We start from the raw sequence: 22,649 nt of genomic DNA, 5'->3' as shown, positions 1-22,649 counted from the left end.
GTGAGTCAAAACCCCCGTCAGGCCTGGCCGTCGGGGGTTTTTTAACGCCGCTACTAGCACCAAATAAAAGGAACGTTGATCTGAAAATAATGAAATAATGTTTCATTATGATTGTTTGATCACTTTTCTTCCGCCAGGCTCGGTCTACCTTCTCTTCATCCGCGCTGCTGTTGTCCCGCAAAAAAATAGTGGGTCAGCGCTCAAAAAATCAGATGTTTTTTGAAAGGTGAAGATATGCAAATCAAGCGTGCAATCGAAAAAATCCCTGGCGGGATGATGCTGGTTCCTTTGTTCATCGGCGCTCTCTGCCACACCTTTGCTCCCGGCGCGGGAAAGTACTTTGGCTCATTCACCAACGGCATGATTACTGGCACGGTGCCGATTCTGGCGGTGTGGTTTTTCTGTATGGGCGCGTCGATCAAATTGAGTGCCACCGGCACTGTGTTGCGTAAGTCCGGTACGTTGGTGGTGACCAAAATAGCCGTTGCCTGGGTGGTAGCTGCCGTGGCCTCACGGTTGATTCCTGAACACGGTGTGGAGGTGGGTTTCTTTGCCGGGTTGTCGACGCTGGCGCTGGTGGCATCGATGGATATGACCAACGGCGGGCTGTATGCATCAATCATGCAGCAGTATGGCACCAAAGAGGAAGCTGGTGCGTTTGTGTTGATGTCGCTGGAATCCGGCCCGCTGATGACGATGATTATTCTCGGTACTGCGGGAATCGCCTCGTTCGAGCCGCATGTGTTTGTCGGCGCGGTGCTGCCTTTCCTGGTGGGGTTTGTGCTGGGTAATCTGGATCCGGAATTGCGGGAGTTTTTCAGTAAAGCGGTGCAGACGTTGATCCCGTTCTTTGCTTTCGCACTGGGTAACACGATTGATTTAACCGTGATTGCGCACACCGGTTTGCTGGGAATTTTGCTGGGGCTGGCGGTGATTATAATTACCGGTATTCCGCTGATTATCGCCGATAAACTGATTGGCGGTGGCGATGGTACGGCAGGTCTGGCGGCCTCCAGTTCTGCGGGTGCGGCGGTGGCAACGCCGGTGCTGATCGCCGAAATGGTGCCGGACTTTAAAACGATGGCCCCTGCCGCAACCTCGCTGGTAGCGACCTCGGTGATTGTCACGTCGATTCTGGTACCGATTTTAACGTCCGTCTGGTCTCGCAAAGTGAAAGCGACAGAGGCTGAAGTGGTGATGCGTAACGCGGTGAAATAACGGTTTGCCCGGTGGCGCTACTACGCTTACCGGGCCGACAAAACCCTGGCCGCCGAGCTGGCCGGATAAGCGCCATCCGGTAATCCAGCCATTTTCCCGTAATGGTCAAATCCCAAACACCCGATCGATAATTTGGCACTGTGCTTCATTCAGCGTGCCGCCAAAATTGCGTGAAACTGGCGTACAGTAACCAAACTTGCGTGATACTACGGTTTTGATGGTGGTAACGAAGTTGTCGCCAATGGCGTAGATCGCCATAAATTTGCCAATTTCTTGCTGGATGGCATGCAACGTCGGCAAATCTCCTTGTCGCCACGCTTCCCGCGCCAGGACAAACAGTTCAGGCATTACATTATTCAGCCCGGAAATGACGCCCGCGCCGCCAGCCAGCAGATTGGGGATAAAGTACTCATCGTAGCCGCACAACACGGCAAAATCCTCACGCACCTGCGCAGTGGCCTGAATCATATTACGGGTATGCGACTGGCAATCGACAGTATCTTTGATACCAGCGAAGTCCGGGAATTCCGCGGCCAGGGTGGCGACCAGTTCCGGCGTAAGATCGCAGCCGGTACGCGCCGGAAAGTTGTAGGCGAACCATTTGCCGCTTATCGCTTTGCCCAGGGTGCGGAAGTAGCTTAACAATTGATTTTGCGTTTGCCCGTAATAGTAAGGCGGCAGCGCCATGACCGCGTCATAGCCGATGCGCCAGGCTTCATCAGCCATCCACAGAATGTCGTTAAAGCAGGTGGATGAGACGTTCGCCACCATGGTTATCGGAGACATGCCGCGCGCTTCACGGATCAATAGCAGCCGTTCTTCCAGCGAGAACGAGGCAAACTCGCCAATGCTGCCCATCAGCAAGACCACATTGATTTTCGCTGCTGCCAGCCGGGCAATATGCTGGCTCAGTGCGCTAAGGTCAGGCTTCCCTTCGTTGTCCATTGGCGTGATGGAAGGGCACCAGACACCAGAGAAAGATGCTTCGCGGATCACGTTGTAACCTCTTTGGTTAATGAAATGATGTTTCAAATATTTTGTTAAGTGATAGCACACCCGACTAATGCGGATCGGCATGCATGTCGCATTTTTGCAGGTTAGGTCAGTAAACAAATGTGATGTAATAGTGCGATTACGACGAGCGGTCGGAGGGAACATGCAATATCAGGTAGATGTTTTTACTGGAAAAATAAGGGATTATGACGACAGTCGGCCAAGCGCGATTGCTAAATTGCAGGTGGAAGGCGAGCTAATCCTCACGGAATTGGGTATCGTGGGTGATGAGCAGGCGGAAAAAAGTTATCACGGCGGCACCGATCGTGCGTTGTGCCACTATCCGCGTGAACACTATGCTCACTGGGTGCAGATATTCCCGGAGCAGGCCGCGCTGTTTTGTGCGCCAGCGTTTGGCGAGAACCTTTCAACGGAAGGGCTGACCGAACAGAACGTGTTTATCGGCGATATTTTTCGTTGGGGCAATACGCTGATTCAGGTGACACAGCCGCGCTCGCCCTGCTTCAAACTTAACTTCCATTTCGGCATTAGCGACATTTCCGCGCAGATGCAGGCCAGCGGCCGCGTCGGCTGGCTTTATCGTGTGGTTGCTGCGGGAAAAGTATCGGCAGAGGCACCGCTTGAACTGCTCTCCCGAGTCAGCGATGTCAGCGTGTATGACGCGGCGGCAATTGCGTGGTTTCAGCCGTTTGATGATGAACAATATCACCGTCTCCTTTCGGCTGCGGGGCTGTCAGCGAGCTGGACGCGGACCATGCAGAATCGCCGCACTCACGGTAAGATTGAGGAACAGTCGCGCCGACTGTGGGGAAAATAAAAAAACGCCCTCTGCGATGAGAGGGCGTTTTATCAGGCGCGTTTGTACAGCGGTAACCAGAGCGTTAAGCGTAATCCGCCAAGCGGGCTGTCGTCAGCTTTCACCCAGCCGCGATGCTGTTGAATAGCCGTTTCGACAATCGCCAGCCCGAGGCCTGTGCCGCCGGATTCGCGATCGCGCGCTTCATCGGTGCGGTAGAACGGGCGAAAAATCTGTTCCCGATCTTCCGGGCTGACGCCGGGGCCGTCATCGTCCACGTTAATGGTGATGCCGTCTTTATCCACCGCAAAGCTCACTTCGATTTTGCTGTGCGAATAACGCAGCGCATTACGCACGATATTCTCCACCGCGCTTTCCAGCGCGCTGGGGTTACCGTACAGCGGCCACGGACCTGGCGGGAAGTTCACCGTGAACGATTTGCCCATATGTTCGGCTTCGAAGGCAGCGTTATCCAGCACTTCATTCCACATCTGATTAGCTTTCACGGTTTCACTGACCAGCGCGTTTTTCTGCTGATTGCGTGACATCACCAGCAGATCGTTGATCATGCTGTCCAGCCGCTGAGCTTCCGTTTCGATACGTTCCAGTTCTTTACTTTCACCGCTACGACGGCGCAGCAGCGCAGTACCAAGCTGTAAACGCGTCAGTGGCGTGCGCAACTCATGGGAGATGTCGGATAGCAGGCGCTGCTGGGCGGTCATCATGCGTTCCAGTGCGGTCACCATCTGGTTAAAACTGGCCCCGGCGGCAAGGAATTCCTGCGGCCCGGCTTCCAGCTCTGGATGCTGTCGCAGGTTGCCCTGTGCCACTTCATCCGCCGCGTTTTTCAATTTACGTGCAGGTTTCGCCAGGCTCCACGCCAGCCACAGCAGCAGCGGCGAACTGATAAGCATGGTGACGATCAGTAGCAGTAACGGGCGGTCAAACAGCAAATTGATAAAATCAGATTGTGAGTTGCTGGCAGGGCGGATGAGATAAAGCTGATAGTTATCTTCTCCGTCGCGAACGGAGAAAGGCCCTACCATCTCAATCCGCCCATACTTTTTCTTCTGCGGATGGTCTGAATTATCCGCCTGGCCTATAAAGTTGCGGATGATCTGCATTTCGTTGCGTTCGGCGCCAATGACGCGCCCTTCGCTGGTGACCAGCAGCAGGCGTTGACCCGGCGGCGCCCATTTTTCGATAGCGCGAAATAGCCTGCGCCACCACATCAAGTCGTTCGGCGGGTCATTTGCCAGCTCTGCTTCAACATGCTGTTCAATCATCACGCCCTGGCGCTGTTCGCTGTCCAGAAGCTCCGTCATTTGACGGGAATCCAGCTTCGGCACCATCAGCACCAGCATTAGCACCAGCGCCAGCGTTAACCAGAAAATGGCGAAGATGCGGGCGGTCAAACTTCCTATCATGAAGCAGAAACCATCAGATAACCGCGACCACGCAGGGTTTTAAACCACGGATGCCCATCTTTGCGATCCGGCAATTTGCGGCGCAGGTTGGAGATGTGCATGTCGATGGCGCGATCGAACGGTGTCAGGCGTTTACCCAGCACTTCCTGGCTTAGATGTTCACGTGAAACCACCTGGCCTAAATGCTGAGCCAGCAGATAGAGCAGCGTGAATTCAGTGCCTGTAAGTTCCAGTGAATGCCCATCAAAACTGGCCTCCTGGCGGCCCGGATTGAGGCTCAGGGCATCCACTTCCAGCGTAGGTGAACCATTGTCGTTGTTTTGTTGTTGCTCGCTCCAGTGGGAACGGCGCAGGATCGCACGAATACGCGCGACCAGTTCACGATCATTAAAGGGTTTAGGCAGATAGTCATCCGCGCCCAGCTCCAGGCCAAGTACGCGATCGAGCTCACTGCCGCGTGCAGTTAACATAATTACCGGTGTCTGGTGTGTCTGGCGTAGCTCTTTAAGTGTGTCGATACCGTTTTTCTTCGGCATCATGACATCGAGTAAAAGCAAGTCGATGCTGTCGTCGAGGAGGTCGAGTGCCTGCTCTCCGTCATGGGCGACGAGCACATTAAAACCTTCCATGTCGAGTAGCTCCTTTAACAAGGAAGTAAGCTCTCGGTCATCATCTACTAAAAGGATTTTATTCATTGTTTAACTACCTCCGAGGCAGAAATTACGTCATCAAGAGTCGCTAATCCATGACTTTACGTTGTTTTACACCCCCTGACGCATGTTTGCAGCCTGAATCGTAGACTCATTATCGTTGATTCGAGAGATGAAAAGGTTACTGGAGCAAATGATGCGCATCGTTACTGCTGCCGTCATGGCCTCAACGCTGGTGTTAAGCACGGTTAGTTGTGCTGCTGATGTTGAAACAGGCGATAACTGGCACCCTACAGAAGGCTTCGCGCTGCGCAGTGTTCAGAGCCATATGTTCGACGGTATTAATTTAACGGAACACCAGCGTCAACAGATGCGGGATCTCATGCGACAGGCTCGGCACGATCAGCCTCCTGTTAATGTTAGCGAAATGGAGACAATGCATCGCCTTGTCATCGCAGAAAAATTTGATGAAAACGCTGTGCACGCTCAGGCTGAAAAAATGGCGCAAGAACAGGTAGCTCGTCAGGTTGAAATGGCCAGAGTGCGCAACCAGATGTACAACCTGCTCACGCCGGAGCAGCAAGCAGTTTTGAACCAGAAGCATCAACAACGGATGAACCAGTTACGCAGCGTAGCCCAAATGCAGCAAAGTTCACCGATGACTGAGTTAAGTAGCAGTAGTACCAAGTAGCAACCCCTGTTTTTCCTTGCCATAGACACCATCCCTGTCTTCCCCCACATGATGTGGGGGTTTTTTTATCAATTGATTACATCAGTTTTCATAGAAAACAGCAACTTAAAAAAACCTGTAAGGGACTGGAAGGGCTACAAAGTTCTCCGGGTGTGGACACTATGTGGACACTCGGCACGGATTTGATGCCTTAGTCGAGTAGGTCTATTTCCTTGATTTTTTGTACTGCACTAACCAACTCTTCAGGGGTGTAGTTAGTCGCATCAAGTTCTTTTATTTTCCCGTCATCAAAAACAACGCGTAGTTTCTTGCCTCTTTGTAGATAGGCACCAAAGATCCCGGCTACAGCGCCGATTGCTGCAGTAGCAACCGGAAGCACTATGTTTAAGTACTCGGTTGTAGCAACGCCAAAACACATCGGCCCTCGTTGATATGATACGGCAGCAGTGTCAAGCTCTTTGGCTAAACCAGCAATATTGCGGCCACTGGCTCTACAATGGATTTGGCTTATGGAACTGTTCGTCATTTCTTCAAAACTCCCTTTGCGTAAACGCATTAAACTGGTCATCCCACTTTTTAAAGGTGTTATGACCATCCTCTGTGGTTACAACTGGTCGCTTAAGTTCAGGCCTGCCGGGAAAGCGCAGGCCGATGGGTTAAGCGCCGACGTATACCAGGACGACGTTACATCGCAAGATGCGCTTATCGTCCTGGTTGATAGCAAACGAACTATGTTGCCTGATTAATTTTCAAACCGTTAAACCTCCCTTTAATGGGTTTAACGCTACTGCGTTTTGCAGGTAATCAGGCGCAAGGTGCGCATAGGCCATCGTCTGCTGAATGCTCGCATGCCCTAGAATCTGCTGCAGCGCAATAATATTGCCCCCGTTCATCATGAAATGACTTGCGAAGGTATGACGCAGGATGTGGGTTGCCTGATTGGGTGGGATATCAGGTTTCACTCTGCGTAAGATCCCGCAAAACTTCTCATAATCGACCTTGAACAATTTAGCGCTGGCCTCATCTTTAACTTTCTTCTCCAGCTCTTCAGAAATTGGCACGGTTCGCTTTTTGCCGTTTTTGGTTTTCAAAAAGGTAACCCTGCAGCTTGTTATCTGCGCTGGTTTCAGCGTGGCAACTTCCGTCCATCTTCCACCGGTGCTCAGACACAAAAGCGCGACCAGCAAGTCATCACCAACCAAAACGCTTAACAGCTTCTCGATTTCTGATTTCTCCAGAAACGTCATTTCCGGGTTGGCCTCCGCCAGCGGCGGCAGTCCATGAATAGGGTGTTGTCCGGAAAACTCATCCAACTGGATTAGCTTGGTGAACATGCCCGATAAGCGGTACATGTCACGATTTATCGTCGCTGCGCTGATGCCATCGCGTAGACGAACAGAGCGGTAATCCATCAAGCATTTTTTATTCAATCTGCTGACTGGTATGTCACCCAACCCGCTGATGGTTTTGCGCAAATGCCCTCGCTCTTTTTCTCCGTGTTCGTGATTCTGGCCGTGATACTGCCACCATACCTCTAACAGCTCCGACAGGAGACGGCGGTCTGTTCGTTGGCCTGCCCATTCTTTCTGGCTGGCGTTGGCGATTGTGTATCGCTCAAATGCCACTGCCTCAGCTTTTCTTTCAAACTTCCTGCGGATGCGTTTTCCGTCGCGACCGCGAGGTCTAATGTCCACTTCATAGCGACCATCATCGAGCTTCTTAATTGGCATAAGAAAGCCCTCCGGTGCTGTACTCACCATCTTGGTAACAAATGGTGAAAATGTAATGTTTATAGAGCGTTAACCAATCTGTTTCTCGGAGTGGTTCGATTCTGTTGATTCTTGCCCAATGTGTGCGATAGCCGGTGCTATTTGACCAGCTTGCGGGGCGGTTTTATCTGTCATCAGCCAAAGGGTGTATTTCCCAAATTGTGGAGTATTAACAACCTGCATTACCACTTGTAACCCCGGTTCTCTGTGGTCTCCTTCAACGTTCTTAAGTGTTCCCAGTGCAATTCCTACTAACTCGCAAAACTTGGCTTGAGTTAGCCCTTCGGCTTTCCTTATTGCGCGTATTTTTTGTGAAACTTTCATTTGACATGGTCCCGACATGACGACTATATTCACCTCGAAAGGTCGTCAAGTCGAACCTTTCAAGACACAAAACCAGTCCCCCACAAGGACAAGGGCGACTTAGAAAGGACTGGATCGGGCAAGAGTAGCACGAAAGCAAAGAGGGTCTAACGAATGGAAGCCAATGATTATGTAATTCAGTACCCGCTTAACGCGGTGCATACGGTGAAGTTTGCCGAGTTGCTTGGTAAGCCAGAGTCGGCGGTTACCAAGATGGTTAAAGAGAACAAATTGCCAGTTATCGAGCTTCGGGATCCGAGTAAGCCGAATGCCCGTGCCGGTGAAAAGTGGGTTTTCATCCCTGAATTTAATCGCGCAGTACGTGAGGCGTTCTACAACAGGCCAGTAGAACAGCGTGATGCGTGGCTGCTTTGGATGGGGCTTTGATTATGAACGAACCACGTTGCATAGCTCAGTTATTGCGTAATGAAAGCTCAGGGGCGATAGATTTCACTATCACCCACGGCAGAGGGCGAAAGGGCATCATCATTCGCACTAAAAAAACGGGCGCTTTAAGCACTATTTTTGCTTTCCTGAAATCGTGGAGGTTCTGGAAATGCCTGTAATGACGCTCGGTATCGTGTCCGCACAGCCTGCCGGTTTACGCAGCCTGGTCAGCAAATATTTGGCCGCGCCTCGCTGGCAGGATTCTTGTGATTTTTATAATCAGATGATGGAGCGTGAGCGCTTAACTGTCTGCTTCCACGCTCAGTTAAAACAGCGTCACGCTACGATGCGTTTTGAAGAAATGAGCGATGTTGATCGTGAGCGTCTGATAACTGCTATTGACGAGTTACGCTCTGCATTTTCAAGATTCCGTCAGGTTGGGATTAGCCTGGTTAAATATATTGGCCGATTAACCATTAGTCAGCGTCGCACATTGTTTATGCATGCGGGATTAACAGAGCAAGAATTTAATCAGCCTTACTGGCGTATTAATGAAGACTCTTGTTATTGGCGTGATGCCTTGTTTCGCGCGTTGCGTGAGCTATTTAACTTATTCGAATATGCGCCAACAATTTTAACCTCGGTAAAACCCGAGCAATATCTGCATTAAATAATTAACGGTAAATTTTAACGCACTTAATTGTGCGGGGCTTCTTTTTGTCTGGAGAAAGTCATGCATACAGTAACAGGAAAGCAGTGCGGTAAATTTTCATTAATGTTGCAGCAGGCCAGAGCCGAAGCACAGGCCGACGCGGCTACGCGCTTTTCCTCTCATCTTGACGGCTTAATCCGTCATATAGCTGGCGCTGAGTTATCGCGCGTTGAGATTGTTGAGTTACTCAGTCAGGAATCCATCAAGTTCCATAATATCGGCCTTTCTCGCGGAGAGTCTCATTAATGTCTCTGATGCACTCCGTATTACTTAATAACTGGCTAAAGATTGCGGTTATGAAAAGCGGTGAGTTATCGCTTGCCGACATTAAGCGCGATAAAAAAAACGGAGCGATAACAGAGTCAATTATCGCTATTTATTCGAGTGAATTAAACCTCCTGACGGATGTGGTCAGTTTGCTTGTGAAACGCGCCGTTTTTCATAAGCAAATCACCACCGTTGATGAATTATCGAAATTAACCATCGAGCTAACTGGTTATTGCGCCAGTGAGTTTAAAAAACTGAACAGAGAGAGGAGCTAAATCAATGCCAGATTATATGGATCACATTCAAGAACGGCAGTCCGAGTCACTGGCTCGCCAGGTCAACGCCGCGCGGGTAAAACCCTGCGGCGCTGCTGCGTTGGTTTGTGAAGAATGTGACGCTCCGATTCCTGCTGACCGCCGTGCAGTTTATCCATCTGCTACTCGCTGTGTTTACTGTCAGTCAGCACATGAGGCGAAAGCAAAACACTATCGGGGACGCGCATGAGCATTCGTATCGATATTGGCGAGCGTTATGTCGTCACCAGTGATCGCTTTCAATTTATTTTGCAGGAAAAAAAGACCGCTGAAACAGGTAAGAATGCCGGTAAGGAGTGGCTCGATGTTGTCGGCTATTACCCCAAATTAAACCAGCTCGTTTCCGGCTTGGTACATCACGATCTCTTGACTGGTGACGCCAGCTCGTTTGAGGCACTAAGTACGCAGGTTGAGCGCCTCAGTCAGCAATGCTTAACGGCTTTTGGCTCAAATGGGCGTTGAAGCTCGGGGGCGTTACGCCCCTACACCGCCGCCACCATTTGCAAAAGGCACCGGCAAAGAATTTTCCGGTGCTTACTCATGGAACGCGCCGCGTGATGCTATTGGGCGCGATAGACCCCTTACACGTGACGAGCTGCGTCAGGTGCAAGGCGTTTTGTCCAAGATTGACCGTCTGCCTTACTTTTTAAGCTCTCTCTTCACATCGCGTTATGAGTACATCAGGCGCAACAGAAGCCCGGTTCACGGATTCTATTTTCTCAAGTCGACGTTTTTACGCCGTTTATGGCCGCGCATTGAGCGAGTAAACCAGCGCAACGAAATGAACACTCAGGCGTCGTTACTATTTCTGGCGGAAAGCGAAACTTATGCGCGCTTGCCGGGAATGAACGATAAGGAACTGAAAAAATTCGCGGCACGTATCGCCTCGCAGTTTTTTGTTATGTACGAAGAGTTAAGCGATGCATGGGCAGAGGCGCACGGTGGTAAAGAATCGCTTTTTACCGATGAGGCGCAGGCGCATCTTTATGGTCATGTTGCTGGAGCAGCTCGTGCTTTCAATATCTCCCCGCTTTTCTGGAAGAAGTACCGCAAAGGTCAGATGACGATCCGCCAGGCTTTTTCCGCTGTGGCTCGACTGATTAACGATGACTGGTGGATTAACCAGCTCAAAGCGCAACGTATGCGCTGGCATGAAGCTCTTTTAATTGCTGTCGGTGAGGTTAATAAAGACCGCTCGCCTTATGCCAGCAAAAACGCAATCCGCGATGTACATACACGCCGCCTGGCTAATCTTGAATACCTCAAATCCTGTGATCTGGAAAATAAGGTGACGGGCGAGCGTATCGATCTCATTAGCAAAGTCATGGGGAGTATTTCTAACCCTGAGATACGACGTATGGAGCTGATGAATACTATCGCCGGAATTGAGCGTTACGCCGCCGCCGAGGGTGATGTCGGGATGTTTATCACTCTGACCGCACCGTCGAAATATCATCCGACGCGTCAGGTCGGCAAGGGTAAAGATAAGACTGTGCAGCTTAATCACGGCTGGAATGATGAGGCTTACACCCCGAAGGATGCGCAGCGTTATCTTTGCCGTATCTGGAGCCTTATGCGTACCGCTTTCAAAGATAACGATTTGCAGGTTTACGGCATGCGTGTCGTCGAACCACACCACGACGGGACGCCACACTGGCACATGATGCTGTTTTGCGATGGCCAGCAGCGCAAAGAAATCACCGAAATTATGCGTCGTTATGCCCTCAAAGAGGATGGCGACGAGCGCGGTGCAGCTCGTAACCGCTTTCAGGCTAAACACCTGAACAAAGGCGGCGCAGCGGGCTATATCGCGAAATACATTGCTAAAAATATCGATGGTTATGCGCTTGATGGCGAGCTCGATCATGATACTGGCAAGCCGTTAAAAGATACGGCTGCCGCTGTAACAGCCTGGGCGTCTACATGGCGTATTCCTCAATTTAAACCGATTGGCCTGCCGACAATGGGCGCTTATCGCGAACTGAGAAAATTACCTCGCGGCGTCAGCGTTGCTGATGAATTTGATGAGCGTGTAGAAGCGGCTCGCGCCGCTGCGGATAGTGGTGATTTTGATTTATATATCGCCGCACAGGGTGGGGCGAATATCCCGCGAGATAGCCAGACTGTGCGCGTAGCCCGCAACGTGACTGATGAGGTTAACGCATACGAGGAAGATATTGAGCGGGTGGTAGGAATTTACGCGCCACATCTCGGCGCACGTCATGTCCACGTTACCCGATCATCGGAATGGCGCATTGTTCCAAAGCTTTTGGCCGTTGAGCCTTTGACTTTAAAAAGCGGCATCGCCGCGCCTCGGAGTCCTGTCAATAACTGTGGAAAGCTCACCGGCGGTGACGTTTCAGTTATGACTCCTACACCGTCTGAGCATGCCGCAGCGGTGTTAAATCTCGTTGATGGCGGGGTTATCGCATGGGATGACCCGGAGGTCGTGACGGCGCTCAGGAGCGCGCTAAAACATGACGCCCCGCAGAAAAATCGCCAGCAAAGAAGCGGTGAACCGTTAAAACCGCATGATGTCGCTCCATCAAGCAGGCTGACTGAATCCGAACGCTCGCAAATACCGCGCATCCGCTTTGACCTTGCGCAGTATGGCATCACACCGAAACGCTGGGAGCTTGAAGTGTGTCAACACAAAGTAGAAAAGGCGTCTTCACAGCGAGATAGAAATGACCTGTGAGTTGCTTGACAGTCTTATGGCAGCTAAGTGCTGTGAGTTCAACGGGTCGATGCAATGCTATCCTTAATCAAGGGGGACGTTGCTGGCATTATAATGTGTTAATCAACTAGGAACAGGTCAGTCATCTGGTAATGGGGAGAGTTATCAAAAAATTGTCGCCCACCATCACCGGCAACTGGGATTCTTGAGCTTACGCGCTTTAACTTACAGTTGCTTCCTACAGTCATCTTTGTTCAAGTTAAAGCCAGCTTAACTCTTTTATTACTTATCGATAACGCCGGATGTATTGATTTGAACAGCGTAACTGGGTCAAATGTGGGTAAAATTTTCAGACATAATGCACAAGTTCTAACGCAAATAGTTGCGTCTTCAGCATCAGAATGTGATTAGCTGATGCAAAAGGCTAGTTAGTAAAATTGTATGCGCTTGAAAAATGATGTTGTATGTTGAATCAACTACAAAAATTTTTCTTAGGAGAACGATAGATGAAACTTAGTGAGTTCATGGGATCATACGTAAATCATCCAGTTGTGTTTGTTGGAGCAGGGTTTAGTCGGCGATATTTGACTGGTACGTACTCATGGCCTGAACTGTTAAAAAAAATTGTTTATGAAATGAAAGGCAGCTATGACTTCTATTTTGATTCGGCTGGTAGAAATGCAAATTCTTTAGGTGAGGTTGATTTTCCAAAGGTTGCTAGTGAAATAGAAAATGAATTTAACAGATTGCTAGAGTCAGATAGAAACGGGAAGTTCAAATCCATAAATGATAAATATTATGAGTATGCTTCTTCTGGAAATTACTCGGCTAGTCGAATAAAAATATTCATATCTAAACTTGTTGATCTTCATGAAACAAATGATAATGAAAATAATGCAAAAGAAATGGAATTGTTTGCTAAGGCTAGCAGGAATATTGGATCCATTATCACGACCAATTATGATAGATTCATTGAGACTCTAATTGGGTTTAAGCCTATTATTGGTAACGATATTTTATTAAGTAACCCCTACGGTTCTGTTTATAAAATACATGGTTGTGTATCACATCCAGAATCGATTGTAATTTCTGAATCAGATTATGAGAGATTCCGAGTTAGTAATCATTTAATTAGAGCGCAACTAATTTCATTGTTCATTCACAATCCAATTATCTTTATCGGTTATAGCATAAGCGATGAAAATATTAGAGATATATTGAAAACTATTTTCTCATATATTTCAAAGGATTCTGATTTGGCAGATAAAGTCAGGAAAAATTTTCTTTTAATAGAGCGTGAAGAAGGTAGTGACTCTCTAGATGTTTTGGAACATGACGTGGTTATTGAAAACATTGGTAACATAAAAATTAATAAAATAAAGACTGATAATTTCAGCGGTGTTTTTGGTGAATTGGTTGGCCTTAAACTTCCAGTATCATCTATGGATATTAGAAAAGTTGAAAGCGTCATGAGGAAAATTAAGGAAGGTGGTTCTGTAAAAGTAAAAATTGTGGGTGATTTGGAAAATTTATCTAATGATGAATTAGTTATGGCTGTAGGTTCAATTCAGAAAATTACATATCATTACCAATCTGCTTCAGAAATGGTTATGAATTACTTTGATATAATGGATTCAAGAAATGATGCATTGATTATGTTGTTGAACAAGATAAAGGTTTCGCGTAATCAGTACTTTACCGCTCATGGTTTTTCTACCATTTGTAACGAAATTCAAGGTATTGAACAGCTAAAAGAGAATCAAATACGGAACTTAAATACTTATTTTGAATCAATAGATCCTTCAGAAAGAATTGATTATGATACAGTTGATGAAATACTGTCTTTAGGATTTAAGTCTTATAAAACTGTTCGCATTCTTTTCTACAATGTTTACGTAGATAATATAAATTTAGATAATGTGGCCGATTATCTGAGAGAGGGAGTAGCTCTTGAAATTTTACCTTCAGACTATAAAAGACTAGTCAGCTTGTATGATTATAAGCGCTATCCAGATTAGATGTTTTTTTGTGAGACTCTATGGATTGCTTTAAATTGGGAGCTATTTATTTTTTAATGAAATTATGTGTGGGTGATGATAATAAAATATTGAAGGCAGGTCAGTTCAATAATTGATCATCATCGTCAGAAGGAGCAAGGAAGATAATGAAAAAAAGCGGTAAGGTGACCATTTATGTTCTGGTGGTGATTGTTTTCTTTCTAACTATTCCAGAAATCGTGATTCGTGTACTGACGCCGGAACAGTTTGCGCGACTGAGTGATTTTACAAGCTTCGGAGGGCTGTTTAGCCACCTTCTTTCATTACTGATTTTTCTGGGTTTAGCTTCTATTTTGCTGGGTGTGCTCGCCATTTTTTTAACGAAAAAAATCTACCGGCATTTAACGTGTGACAGAAGCTAATCGACATGTCTCGATCGCACCTATGGGCAGTTCTCCCTCTTCGCATGTATTGAGCGCATTATTTTCATGGATTTGGTGATTTTTAAATCGGTGCGGAGACTTGCGGGCAAGGGACAAGTGGTCTGTTGCGGCAGACCCGTTGTCTACACATGAGTACTACGGTTTCGCACTTCTTGTCGTCAGTACTTTCGGCCCAGAGCAACCAGAAGTGCCTTCTTATCCAGCATCTACTCAGCGGACAACATCTTACACCACGTATAAAATGTGGCATCTAAGATGGTGTATTTACGGTAAATTTCAGGGGCAGGGAATGAGAGCAAGTACATACTGTGTTTATTGCGGCGTTCTCATGAACAGAATTGTAAACGATCCTCATAGCAGAACTGTGGAACATATGATTCCACAAGTATCAGTATCTATTCATAGAACTAATGGTGAAGGGGATTTTCATGCATGCAAGAAATGCAACAGCGAAAAGAGCCGGGTAGATGAAATACTAGGCGTTATCTGTCGTATGGTAGGAGATAATACTGATGGTAGTTTTGATGCTATTAACAACTTTCACAAGGCACTTTCAAGGAAGGATTCCAGATTTAAGCAGGCTTTCCAGAGCGTCAGTCATAGTCAGCGTGGTACATCCATAACATTGCCTCTCACAGCGAAAGAACTATATCGCTACGGAACTTGGCTAGGTAAAGGTGTTTACTTCATCCAGCGTGGTGAATTACTTCCTGAGAATTTAATAGTTTGGGTTGAGCTTATTGGTCATGAAGAAGTAATTTTTATTAAAGAGCAGTACAGGCGTCAGCATGGGTCAGATGCATTTGATGATTTATCACAAAATAATCGCATTAAAAATGTCAATAAAGAATCATTTTTAATAACAAGTGATGATGCTCGCGTGATGTTTGTATGCTTGAATAGAGTAGTAATGTTTCATATTAAAATTATTGATGATACATATATTAATCAGAAAAAATGCAAAAAAGTACTTCGTAGTTTAGAAAAAAGAATAGGTAAACTTAAAAAGTAGAATGCATGTATTTATTGCATCATTTTGCATTTGATTTGTATGTCAGAATTTCCCAGTCAGCGCCAGCGCTGGCGTTGAGCGTCACTGCTGATGCAACTGCATTAAAACCGACCCATAAAGCGGGCAGGCGAGGCGGGGAAAGCACTGCGCGCTGAGGCCGGTAATTTATTTATTTTCCCGCGCCTGAGAGCGCCCCTGCCACACGCAGGGCGCGAGAGCGTGTTACGGGGAAGCGAGACGGCAGTGCGTCGTGTGGGGGCTCTGGTGGGCTCTGGCGAGGGGGCGTGAAAAAGCCGCCCGCAGGCGGCTGGCGTGGGTTACGCGTCGTCGGTGTCGAGGCTGTATTTCTGGAACCGGATAATTTCCTCTCCCGCCCATTCGTTGAGCTCAAGAAAGCGGGCCTGTAACGGCGTCAGCTCGTTACGCACAAACACTTTTGCCACCTTCTCAACGTCGCCTATCGAGCCCGCATTTTCCGGTTTTCCGCCCATGAGCTGGAACGGGATGCGGTGCGCGTCCAGCAGGTCGTTGGCACTGACTTTTTTGATATTGAAAAAATCGTCTTTGGTGGCGACCTCGCTCAGCGGCACAATTTTAATGCCGTCGGCTTTTCCGTTCGGCGCATAGAAAAACAGGTTCTTAAAATTGCCGAGCCCTTTCGAATCACGCATCGCCTTGCGCAGCGCCTCAACATCGGTGCTGCTCTGCGCCGCGTCCGTCACGTACATGATGTAACCCGCGTGCGCGCCGTTCTGGTAATACTTGCGGCGAAACAGCGTCGCCGACTCATTCAGCCAGGCCGAGTTAAGTGCGCTCAGGTATTCCGGCATCCCGTAAAGCTCCTGGTTAATGTCGGGCTCCAGCAGGTGAAACACCGAGCCGGGCGCAAACGGGTGCGGCTTTGTGTAGTTCTGAATATACCAGTAGGTATCCTGCTCCACCCCGCGACGGGTGTATTTGGCCGGTGAGGTTTCATATCTGAGCGGCCTGCCTGTCACGCTCCGGTGTTGCTCAATAAACGCATTGCCAAACACCATGTAATCCAGCGCGAAGCGGGTAAAATCCTGCCGGGATAATTGCGGGTGCGGGATGTAGGTTGATACCAGGATGTTGCGTTTGACGTAAATCGGCGAGCTGTGGTGAACGGCGGCGCGCATGCTTTTCGCCAGCCCGGAAAAGCTCACCGGCGGCTCGTACCACTGGCCGTTATCGATGCACTCCACGTAATCCAGTATATCGCGTTTATCGAGCACCGGTACCGGCTCGCCGAAGGTAAACGCCTCCATGCTCTGCGCGGGCGCGGCGGTATGCGGGCGCGGTGTCGGGGTGCGCTGGCGTTTGTTGCGTTTAGCCATTAATAAAACTCCAGAATTGAGGATGAGGGCTGGCCGCTCGCGGCGGTCAGCGGTTCGTTAATCAGTACGTGCATGGTGGCCCAGGCGAGATCGGCGTGGCTGGCCTCTTCGGTGCGGCTGGCCTCATAGGTGGCGCTGCGCCCGCTGCTGGTCATGGTTTTGCGGATGGACATAAACGACTGCGTGATGTCGGTTGCGCTGACGTCATATTCGAGGCAACCGCGCGTGATGGTGTCTTTGGCTTTCAGCACCATCGCGGTTTTCATTTCCGGGGTATAGCGAATGTCGCGCGCTGCCGGGTAGAAGGAGCGTACCAACTGGAAAACGCCCTGACCGAGTCCGGTCGCATCAATCCCGATGTATTCGACGTTGTATTTTTGCGTGAGCTCGCGGATAGACTCGGCCTGTGTGGCAAAATCCATCCCCTTCCACTGATGCCGCTCCAGAATGCGGAATTTACCCCCGGCAACCAGCGGCGGCGCGATAACCACGCACCCGGCGCCGGCCTGTCAGTCGACACTGGTGTATTTCCTGAACCAGAAAAAATGGCAACAGGCCTGTGACCAGCTCCCGCGCTGGGTCTACATCAACGGAATCAAAAATAAAGGGCTGGAGAACCGGCGCAAGCGCGAGCGGGATTACTGCCTGAAGGGGACGCAATGAAAACGTTAATGGTGGTGCTGGCGCTTGCGGTGGCCGGGCTGCTGTGGCTGCGCCATGAGAATAGCGCCCTGCGGGAGTCTTTTGATAAAGCGAGCCGCGTCGCGGGCGAGCAAAAGCTGACGATCGGCATGCTGAAAAACCAGCTCATTGTTGCCCGTGACCGGGCGGATAAAAACGAACGGGCGCAGGTGGATTTACGCCAGAAGCTGAATACTGCCGGTGATCGGGAAGCCCGGCGGGAACAGACCATAACGAGGTTACTCAATGAAAATGACGCCTTTCGCCGCTGGTACAGCGCTGATTTACCTGATGCTGTGCGCCGGTTGCACAAGCGCGCCGCCTGCGCCAGCGCCGGTGATTGTTTACAGCGGCTGCCCGAAAGTCAGCCTTTGCCCGATGCCGGGCAGTGATCCACACACGAACGGCGATTTAAGTGCCGATATCCGCAACCTTGAGCGGGCGCTGGAAAGCTGTGCGCTCCAGGTCGAAACCATCAAACAATGTCAGGATGATTTAGATGCTGAAGCCCGACAGTCTGAGAAAAGCCCTGGCTGATGCCGTGCCGGTGCTGAAAACCAACCCTGAGATGCTGCGGCTGTTTGTCGACAGCGGCAACCTTGTCGCCACGCTCGCCACCTCGCTGTCATTCGAGAAGCGTTACACGCTCAATGTGGTGGTGACGGACTTTACCGGCGATGCGGATTTATTGCTTGTGCCGGTGCTGGCGTGGCTGCGTGAGCATCAGCCCGACATTATGGAAACCGCCACAGGTCAGGCGAAAGGCTTCACCTTTGAGGCCGATCTCAACAATGACAGCAGTTTTGATATCAGCATGAGCCTTGCCCTGACCGAGCGAACGCTGGTTAACGAGGTCGGCTCAGCGCTTCACGTCCGGCGCATCCCGGAACCGCCCCCGCCGGAGCCGGTCACGCGTCCGGTGGAGCTGTACATCAATGGCGAACTGGTGAGTAAGTGGGATGACTGAATTTAAACCGTTTGAGAATGAGCTTGCCGGGCTGCTGGCTGCGCTGTCCCCTGCCGGGCGTCGGCGTCTTACCGTCGACATTGCGAAGAAGCTGCGCCAGCAGCAACAGCAGCGCATCAAAGCCCAGAAAAACCCGGACGGCTCACCATACGCAAAACGAAAACCCCAGCCGCTGCGCGCAAAGAAAGGCCGTATCAAGCGCGAGATGTTCGCGAAGCTGCGCACGAATCGCTATATGAAAGCCAGCGGTAATGACAGCGCGGCAGTGGTGGAGTTTACCGACAAAGTACAGCGCATCGCGCGGGTTCATCAGTATGGATTAAAGGATAAACCGGCCCGAAACCGTCCTGATATTGTGTATCCGCGACGGCTTCTGCTGGGCTTAAACAAAGAGGATATTGTGATGATAGAGGACGTCATCTTTAAACATCTATGATCATCGTTTTGGGGCTAAATTCTCCAGGTTGAAACCTGCAGACCATATACGTTTAGTCCCCACTTCACTTGCTGAAAAGGCAGTGATTGCTGTGACGCTGTACTCTTTACCTTTCTCAAAGTGGTAATCCACGGGCAGACATCTATCAGGTATCACAGTCAGCGTTGGGTTACTCATATCATCACGTTCCCAGACCTGTTTCATATTATTGTCCGGGGCTCGCTCGGATACTCTGAGAACCAGCAATTTTGATTTTCCGTCACTGGTCAGTGAATCCTTCGATACTGTAACGCAAGGTTGTCCATTTGCAGATAATGAAATATCAGCGGCCCGGTAGGGTGAGTTATCTACCATGCAACCACTCAGTAAAAGCGACCACGCAATTAGCATTAATTTTTTCATTTCCACAGGCACCTTTTATTAGTGGGTGATGCAAGGAAGTATTTAAGAATATTCTTGTATTTATCTCGTAAATCAGGTCCGATGATGCCTTTAAAAGTGGATTGCTGAATAAAAACATTCACACCAAAGTTAGTCAGCACATAATAATCAGCAATAATAGAAGCCTGTTGTTCGAGGCTGTAATCTGCTAAATCCTTTTCGTTTGGCAAAGAGTATTCATAGCTTGAAGCCCAGCTAACTAAACCACGAGTCCGGACATTGACGCCCATCTGGTGCTGCCATACATGCCCCATTTCATGCATGAACAGCGCCTTGTCCGTGATGTCACCAAAGGAAAAATCTTCTCTGAAGAGTGCTTCAGGATAGTACATATTGCCGTCTGGTGTCATAGCGACGCGGCTATTTTGCAAACCAAACGGCAAATAATCACCGTTATAAATTTTTACGGCGCTATAATTAATGGCGTTCTGAAAAAGAGTCCGCGCCATTCTTATTTCACCTGCTGTCATCGGCCTGTAGTTGTTTTTTAGCGTCGACATCCTTTCCTCTTTTTTTATTGTTTAATCCACAGAGTTTGTTTTCTACCCGCAGTTGTTTCATCTGTCAATAAAACAGCATGTTTTGCTGTTTGAACTGTATGACCGCATCCTTTCATCCATGAACAAACTCACAAATTTAAATGAACTTGCGCGCACGCTGCGCAATATGATACGCACCGGCGTTATTGTCGACACTGACCTTGATGCCGGGCGCTGTCGCGTGCAGACCGGCGGCAATGTTACCGACTGGCTCCAGTGGCTGACGCAGCGCGCCGGGCGTTCGCGCACATGGTGGGCTCCCTCCATTGGCGAACAGGTGCTCATTCTGGCCGTAGGCGGCGAGCTCGATACCGCGTTTGTGCTGCCCGGCATTTTCTCCGATGAGAACCGCGCCCCGTCCGCTTCGGCTGACGCCCTGCATATTGCTTTCCCGGATGGCGCGGTTATTGAGTACGAACCGGCGACCAGTGCGCTGACGGTCAGCGGCATCAGAACCGCCGACGTTACCGCATCGGAATCCCTCACCGCCACCGTGCCGGTGGTGCTGGTCAAAGCCTCTTCGCGCATCACGCTCGACACCCCGGAAGTGGTCTGCACGAACAGGCTCATTACCGGCACGCTGGAGGTGCAGAAAGGCGGCACGATGAGCGGGAATATCTCGCACAGCGGCGGCGCATTGTCGTCCAACGGCAAAGTGCTTCACACCCATCAGCACCCCGGCGACAGCGGCGGCACAACAGGAGCCCCCCTGTGACAGTGAACTATACCGGCATGAGCCGCGTAAATGGCCGCGCGCTTACTGATTCACAGCACGTCAGCCAGAGCATGAGCGACATTCTGCGCACGCCGGTCGGCTCCCGCGTCATGCGCCGGGAATATGGCTCGCTGCTCTCCACGCTGATTGACCAGCCGCAGACACCGGCGCTCACGCTGCAAATCCGCGTGGCCTGTTATATGGCGCTCCTGAAGTGGGAGCCGCGCATCACGCTGAGTGAAATCACTACGGAGCAAAGCGAAGGCCGGATGACCGTCAATCTGACCGGCCAGCTCGTCAGCACCGGGGAAACCCTTTCATTAACCCTTCCTGTGAGTTGAACCCATGCCGATTGTTGACCTGAGCGAGCTCCCCGCCCCGGATGTGGTCGAGGAACTCGATTACGAGAGCATTCTCACCGAACGCAAGGCGACGCTGGTTTCGCTGTTCCCTGCTGAAGAGCAGGACGCCGTTGCCCGCACGCTGGCACTGGAATCCGAGCCGCTGACCAAGTTTCTGGAAGAGAACGCGTATCGTGAGGTGCTGTGGCGTCAGCGCGTGAACGAAGCCGCCCGCGCGACGATGCTTGCCTATGCCACCGGCAATGACCTCGACGTTATCGGCGCGAATTATGACGTCGCGAGGCTGGTTATCACCCCGGCTGGTGACGCCGCATTCCCGCCCGTCGCGGCGGTGATGGAGGCGGACAGTGATTACCGGCTACGCATTCAGCAGGCAATGGAAGGGCTGAGCGTGGCGGGCTCAACCGGGGCTTATGAATTTCATGGGCGCAGCGCCGACGGACGTGTCGCGGATATTTCCGTTATCAGCCCGGCACCCGCCTGTGTAACCGTCTCTGTGTTGTCGCGCGAGGATAACGGCGCAGCGTCGGATGACCTGCTGATGGCCGTGCGAAATGCCCTTAACGATGAGGATGTGAGGCCGGTTGCCGACCGCGTGACCGTGCAGTCAGCGGCGATTGTTGATTACCGGATTGACGCCACGCTTTATCTCTACCCGGGCCCGGAAAGTGAGCCGGTTCGCCGTGCGGCGGAAAACAAACTCAAGGCGTATATCAGCGCACAGCATCGCCTCGGTCGCGATATCCGTAAATCTGCCATTTATGCCGCACTCCATGTTGAAGGTGTGCAGCGTGTTGAGCTGGCCGCCCCGGCGGCTGACATCGTACTCGATAAAACACAAGCCTCTTTTTGCACTGATTACCGGATAGTTGTCGGGGGCTCCGATGAGTGAATCGCGGCTGTTGCCGGTGGGCTCCTCGGCGCTGGAGGTGGCCGCCGCGCGCGCCTGTTCTGAAATCGAAAACACCCCGATACCGCTGCGCCGCCTGTGGAATCCTGACCTGTGTCCGGTCAGCCTGTTGCCGTGGCTGGCCTGGGCGTTTTCCGTTGACCGGTGGGACGAGAACTGGCCGGAAGAGACGAAACGGGACGTTATCCGCAGCGCCTATTTTATCCACTGTCATAAAGGCACCATCGGCGCAGTGCGGCGCGTGGTCGAGCCGCTCGGCTATCTCATTAATGTCACCGAGTGGTGGGAGACCGGCGATCCGCCAGGCACATTCCGGCTTGATATCGGCGTACTGGAAACCGGTATCACCGAAGAAATGTATACCGAGATGGAGCGGCTCATTGCGGATGCAAAGCCCGCCAGCCGCCATCTTATCGGCCTCAATATTATTCAGGACGTTGCCGGAGCTCTCTTTGCCGGTGGCGTGAATTACAGCGGCGACGTGACCACGGTTTACCCGGAGTGAG

31 protein-coding genes and 2 pseudogenes are annotated in these 22,649 nt (G+C 50.4%); 23 read left to right on the top strand and 10 right to left on the bottom strand.

The genetic code is table 11. The annotated features are described in order from the left end of the window. Positions 1 to 234: 234 nt before the first annotated feature. The gene (kdgT, locus tag BM427_RS22500; protein WP_090126159.1) at positions 235 to 1,218 is read left to right on the top strand and encodes a 2-keto-3-deoxygluconate transporter; all 984 of its coding nucleotides are present in this window, start codon (positions 235 to 237) and stop codon (positions 1,216 to 1,218) included. Between the two features lie 105 nt (positions 1,219 to 1,323). On the opposite strand, the gene BM427_RS22495 is transcribed toward kdgT, so the two are convergent. After that, the gene (locus BM427_RS22495) at positions 1,324 to 2,214 is read right to left on the bottom strand and encodes a dihydrodipicolinate synthase family protein (protein ID WP_090126276.1); all 891 of its coding nucleotides are present in this window, start codon (positions 2,212 to 2,214) and stop codon (positions 1,324 to 1,326) included. A gap of 160 nt (positions 2,215 to 2,374) precedes the next feature. Here BM427_RS22495 and yiiM point away from each other — a divergent pair, with 160 nt between their 5' ends. After that, on the top strand, positions 2,375 to 3,049 hold the full coding sequence (yiiM, locus tag BM427_RS22490; RefSeq protein WP_090126157.1) for a 6-hydroxyaminopurine reductase: 675 nt from the start codon (positions 2,375 to 2,377) through the stop codon (positions 3,047 to 3,049). A 32-nt stretch (positions 3,050 to 3,081) separates the two neighbouring features. On the opposite strand, the gene cpxA is transcribed toward yiiM, so the two are convergent. Further along, positions 3,082 to 4,455 (bottom strand): envelope stress sensor histidine kinase CpxA, encoded by a 1,374-nt coding sequence (gene cpxA / locus BM427_RS22485; protein ID WP_090126155.1) that lies wholly within the window; start codon positions 4,453 to 4,455, stop codon positions 3,082 to 3,084. Next, entirely contained in the window at positions 4,452 to 5,150 is a 699-nt protein-coding gene (cpxR, locus tag BM427_RS22480) for an envelope stress response regulator transcription factor CpxR (protein WP_090126152.1), read from the bottom strand. The genes cpxA and cpxR overlap by 4 nt, the downstream gene beginning before the upstream one ends. 151 nt (positions 5,151 to 5,301) lie before the next feature. Between cpxR and cpxP the strand changes: the two genes are divergently transcribed. Continuing rightward, positions 5,302 to 5,796 (top strand): cell-envelope stress modulator CpxP, encoded by a 495-nt coding sequence (gene cpxP, locus BM427_RS22475; RefSeq protein ID WP_090126148.1) that lies wholly within the window; start codon positions 5,302 to 5,304, stop codon positions 5,794 to 5,796. Positions 5,797 to 5,986: 190 nt separating this feature from the next. On the opposite strand, the gene BM427_RS22470 is transcribed toward cpxP, so the two are convergent. Then, positions 5,987 to 6,322, bottom strand: a complete 336-nt coding sequence (locus tag BM427_RS22470) for a hypothetical protein (protein ID WP_090126145.1) — start codon at positions 6,320 to 6,322, stop codon at positions 5,987 to 5,989. Here BM427_RS22470 and BM427_RS22465 point away from each other — a divergent pair. Then, complete coding sequence (locus BM427_RS22465; protein ID WP_090126142.1) at positions 6,306 to 6,542, top strand: hypothetical protein; 237 nt, start codon at positions 6,306 to 6,308, stop codon at positions 6,540 to 6,542. The genes BM427_RS22470 and BM427_RS22465 overlap by 17 nt on opposite strands. A gap of 3 nt (positions 6,543 to 6,545) precedes the next feature. Here the strand turns inward: BM427_RS22465 and BM427_RS22460 are convergent, their stop codons facing one another. After that, positions 6,546 to 7,526, bottom strand: a complete 981-nt coding sequence (locus BM427_RS22460) for a phage integrase (RefSeq protein WP_090126139.1) — start codon at positions 7,524 to 7,526, stop codon at positions 6,546 to 6,548. 69 nt (positions 7,527 to 7,595) lie between these two features. Continuing rightward, the gene (locus BM427_RS22455) at positions 7,596 to 7,889 is read right to left on the bottom strand and encodes a helix-turn-helix domain-containing protein (RefSeq protein ID WP_090126135.1); all 294 of its coding nucleotides are present in this window, start codon (positions 7,887 to 7,889) and stop codon (positions 7,596 to 7,598) included. Positions 7,890 to 8,042: 153 nt separating this feature from the next. Between BM427_RS22455 and BM427_RS22450 the strand changes: the two genes are divergently transcribed. The 10 genes from BM427_RS22450 to BM427_RS22405 all read left to right on the top strand — a co-directional run bounded on the left by BM427_RS22450 (position 8,043) and on the right by BM427_RS22405 (position 15,737). After that, entirely contained in the window at positions 8,043 to 8,315 is a 273-nt protein-coding gene (locus BM427_RS22450; protein ID WP_090126132.1) for a Cox family DNA-binding protein, read from the top strand. A 169-nt stretch (positions 8,316 to 8,484) separates the two neighbouring features. After that, entirely contained in the window at positions 8,485 to 8,985 is a 501-nt protein-coding gene (gene repB, locus BM427_RS22445) for a phage replication protein B (protein ID WP_090126129.1), read from the top strand. 63 nt (positions 8,986 to 9,048) lie between these two features. After that, a complete protein-coding gene (locus BM427_RS22440; protein ID WP_090126126.1) occupies positions 9,049 to 9,273 on the top strand; it encodes a DUF2732 family protein in 225 nt (74 codons plus the stop codon). Then, positions 9,273 to 9,569: a DUF5405 family protein gene (locus BM427_RS22435; RefSeq protein WP_090126123.1), complete on the top strand. Its 297-nt coding sequence runs from the start codon at positions 9,273 to 9,275 to the stop codon at positions 9,567 to 9,569. Before BM427_RS22440 ends, BM427_RS22435 begins: the two co-directional genes overlap by 1 nt. 4 nt (positions 9,570 to 9,573) lie before the next feature. After that, the gene (locus BM427_RS22430; protein ID WP_090126120.1) at positions 9,574 to 9,798 is read left to right on the top strand and encodes a TraR/DksA C4-type zinc finger protein; all 225 of its coding nucleotides are present in this window, start codon (positions 9,574 to 9,576) and stop codon (positions 9,796 to 9,798) included. Beyond that, positions 9,795 to 10,070, top strand: coding sequence for a DUF5405 family protein (locus BM427_RS22425; RefSeq protein WP_035889134.1), 276 nt, complete (start codon positions 9,795 to 9,797; stop codon positions 10,068 to 10,070). Before BM427_RS22430 ends, BM427_RS22425 begins: the two co-directional genes overlap by 4 nt. Next, complete coding sequence (locus tag BM427_RS22420; protein ID WP_090126117.1) at positions 10,060 to 12,306, top strand: replication endonuclease; 2,247 nt, start codon at positions 10,060 to 10,062, stop codon at positions 12,304 to 12,306. The genes BM427_RS22425 and BM427_RS22420 overlap by 11 nt, the downstream gene beginning before the upstream one ends. A gap of 485 nt (positions 12,307 to 12,791) precedes the next feature. Next, the gene (locus BM427_RS22415) at positions 12,792 to 14,303 is read left to right on the top strand and encodes an SIR2 family protein (protein WP_090126114.1); all 1,512 of its coding nucleotides are present in this window, start codon (positions 12,792 to 12,794) and stop codon (positions 14,301 to 14,303) included. A gap of 146 nt (positions 14,304 to 14,449) precedes the next feature. Beyond that, a complete protein-coding gene (locus tag BM427_RS22410; RefSeq protein WP_090126111.1) occupies positions 14,450 to 14,704 on the top strand; it encodes a hypothetical protein in 255 nt (84 codons plus the stop codon). Positions 14,705 to 15,053: 349 nt separating this feature from the next. Then, complete coding sequence (locus tag BM427_RS22405) at positions 15,054 to 15,737, top strand: hypothetical protein (protein ID WP_244316533.1); 684 nt, start codon at positions 15,054 to 15,056, stop codon at positions 15,735 to 15,737. Between the two features lie 317 nt (positions 15,738 to 16,054). Here the strand turns inward: BM427_RS22405 and BM427_RS22400 are convergent, their stop codons facing one another. Then, positions 16,055 to 17,092 (bottom strand): phage portal protein, encoded by a 1,038-nt coding sequence (locus BM427_RS22400; protein ID WP_090126106.1) that lies wholly within the window; start codon positions 17,090 to 17,092, stop codon positions 16,055 to 16,057. Next, a pseudogene (locus BM427_RS22395) lies at positions 17,092 to 17,592 on the bottom strand (phage terminase large subunit family protein); the annotation flags it as partial. The gene BM427_RS22400 and the pseudogene BM427_RS22395, both read right to left, overlap by 1 nt. Positions 17,593 to 17,596: 4 nt before the next feature. Between BM427_RS22395 and BM427_RS22390 the strand changes: the two are divergent. From BM427_RS22390 to BM427_RS22370, 5 genes and pseudogenes are all read left to right on the top strand, one after another. Then, a pseudogene (locus tag BM427_RS22390) lies at positions 17,597 to 17,755 on the top strand (lysozyme); the annotation flags it as partial. Next, entirely contained in the window at positions 17,752 to 18,165 is a 414-nt protein-coding gene (gene lysB / locus BM427_RS26160; protein WP_090126103.1) for an Rz-like lysis system protein LysB, read from the top strand. The pseudogene BM427_RS22390 and the gene lysB, both read left to right, overlap by 4 nt. After that, entirely contained in the window at positions 18,065 to 18,310 is a 246-nt protein-coding gene (gene lysC / locus BM427_RS25830) for an Rz1-like lysis system protein LysC (RefSeq protein ID WP_090126100.1), read from the top strand. The genes lysB and lysC overlap by 101 nt, the downstream gene beginning before the upstream one ends. After that, a complete protein-coding gene (locus tag BM427_RS22375; protein ID WP_090126097.1) occupies positions 18,273 to 18,740 on the top strand; it encodes a phage tail protein in 468 nt (155 codons plus the stop codon). Before lysC ends, BM427_RS22375 begins: the two co-directional genes overlap by 38 nt. Further along, positions 18,733 to 19,176: a phage virion morphogenesis protein gene (locus BM427_RS22370; protein WP_090126094.1), complete on the top strand. Its 444-nt coding sequence runs from the start codon at positions 18,733 to 18,735 to the stop codon at positions 19,174 to 19,176. The genes BM427_RS22375 and BM427_RS22370 overlap by 8 nt, the downstream gene beginning before the upstream one ends. On the opposite strand, the gene BM427_RS22365 is transcribed toward BM427_RS22370, so the two are convergent. Beyond that, a complete protein-coding gene (locus tag BM427_RS22365; protein ID WP_090126091.1) occupies positions 19,177 to 19,578 on the bottom strand; it encodes a putative T6SS immunity periplasmic lipoprotein in 402 nt (133 codons plus the stop codon). After that, the gene (locus BM427_RS22360; protein ID WP_090126088.1) at positions 19,575 to 20,117 is read right to left on the bottom strand and encodes a hypothetical protein; all 543 of its coding nucleotides are present in this window, start codon (positions 20,115 to 20,117) and stop codon (positions 19,575 to 19,577) included. Before BM427_RS22360 ends, BM427_RS22365 begins: the two co-directional genes overlap by 4 nt. A gap of 118 nt (positions 20,118 to 20,235) precedes the next feature. Here BM427_RS22360 and BM427_RS22355 point away from each other — a divergent pair, with 118 nt between their 5' ends. Genes BM427_RS22355 through BM427_RS22340 form a run of 4 tightly spaced genes read left to right on the top strand, consistent with a single transcriptional unit; the run spans position 20,236 to position 22,648 of the window. Beyond that, a complete protein-coding gene (locus BM427_RS22355) occupies positions 20,236 to 20,871 on the top strand; it encodes a phage baseplate assembly protein V (RefSeq protein ID WP_090126273.1) in 636 nt (211 codons plus the stop codon). Further along, on the top strand, positions 20,868 to 21,212 hold the full coding sequence (locus BM427_RS22350) for a GPW/gp25 family protein (protein WP_090126086.1): 345 nt from the start codon (positions 20,868 to 20,870) through the stop codon (positions 21,210 to 21,212). The genes BM427_RS22355 and BM427_RS22350 overlap by 4 nt, the downstream gene beginning before the upstream one ends. Before the next feature lie 4 nt (positions 21,213 to 21,216). Further along, positions 21,217 to 22,125: a baseplate assembly protein gene (locus BM427_RS22345; protein WP_090126083.1), complete on the top strand. Its 909-nt coding sequence runs from the start codon at positions 21,217 to 21,219 to the stop codon at positions 22,123 to 22,125. After that, the gene (locus BM427_RS22340; protein ID WP_090126080.1) at positions 22,118 to 22,648 is read left to right on the top strand and encodes a phage tail protein I; all 531 of its coding nucleotides are present in this window, start codon (positions 22,118 to 22,120) and stop codon (positions 22,646 to 22,648) included. The genes BM427_RS22345 and BM427_RS22340 overlap by 8 nt, the downstream gene beginning before the upstream one ends. The last annotated feature ends 1 nt before the right edge of the window (position 22,649 follow it).

The sequence above is a fragment of the Kosakonia arachidis genome (genome assembly GCF_900116535.1).
GTDB lineage: Bacteria > Pseudomonadota > Gammaproteobacteria > Enterobacterales > Enterobacteriaceae > Kosakonia > Kosakonia arachidis.
Note: the sequence above shows the minus strand (reverse complement) of the source record. Positions and strands in the feature narration are given on the sequence as shown.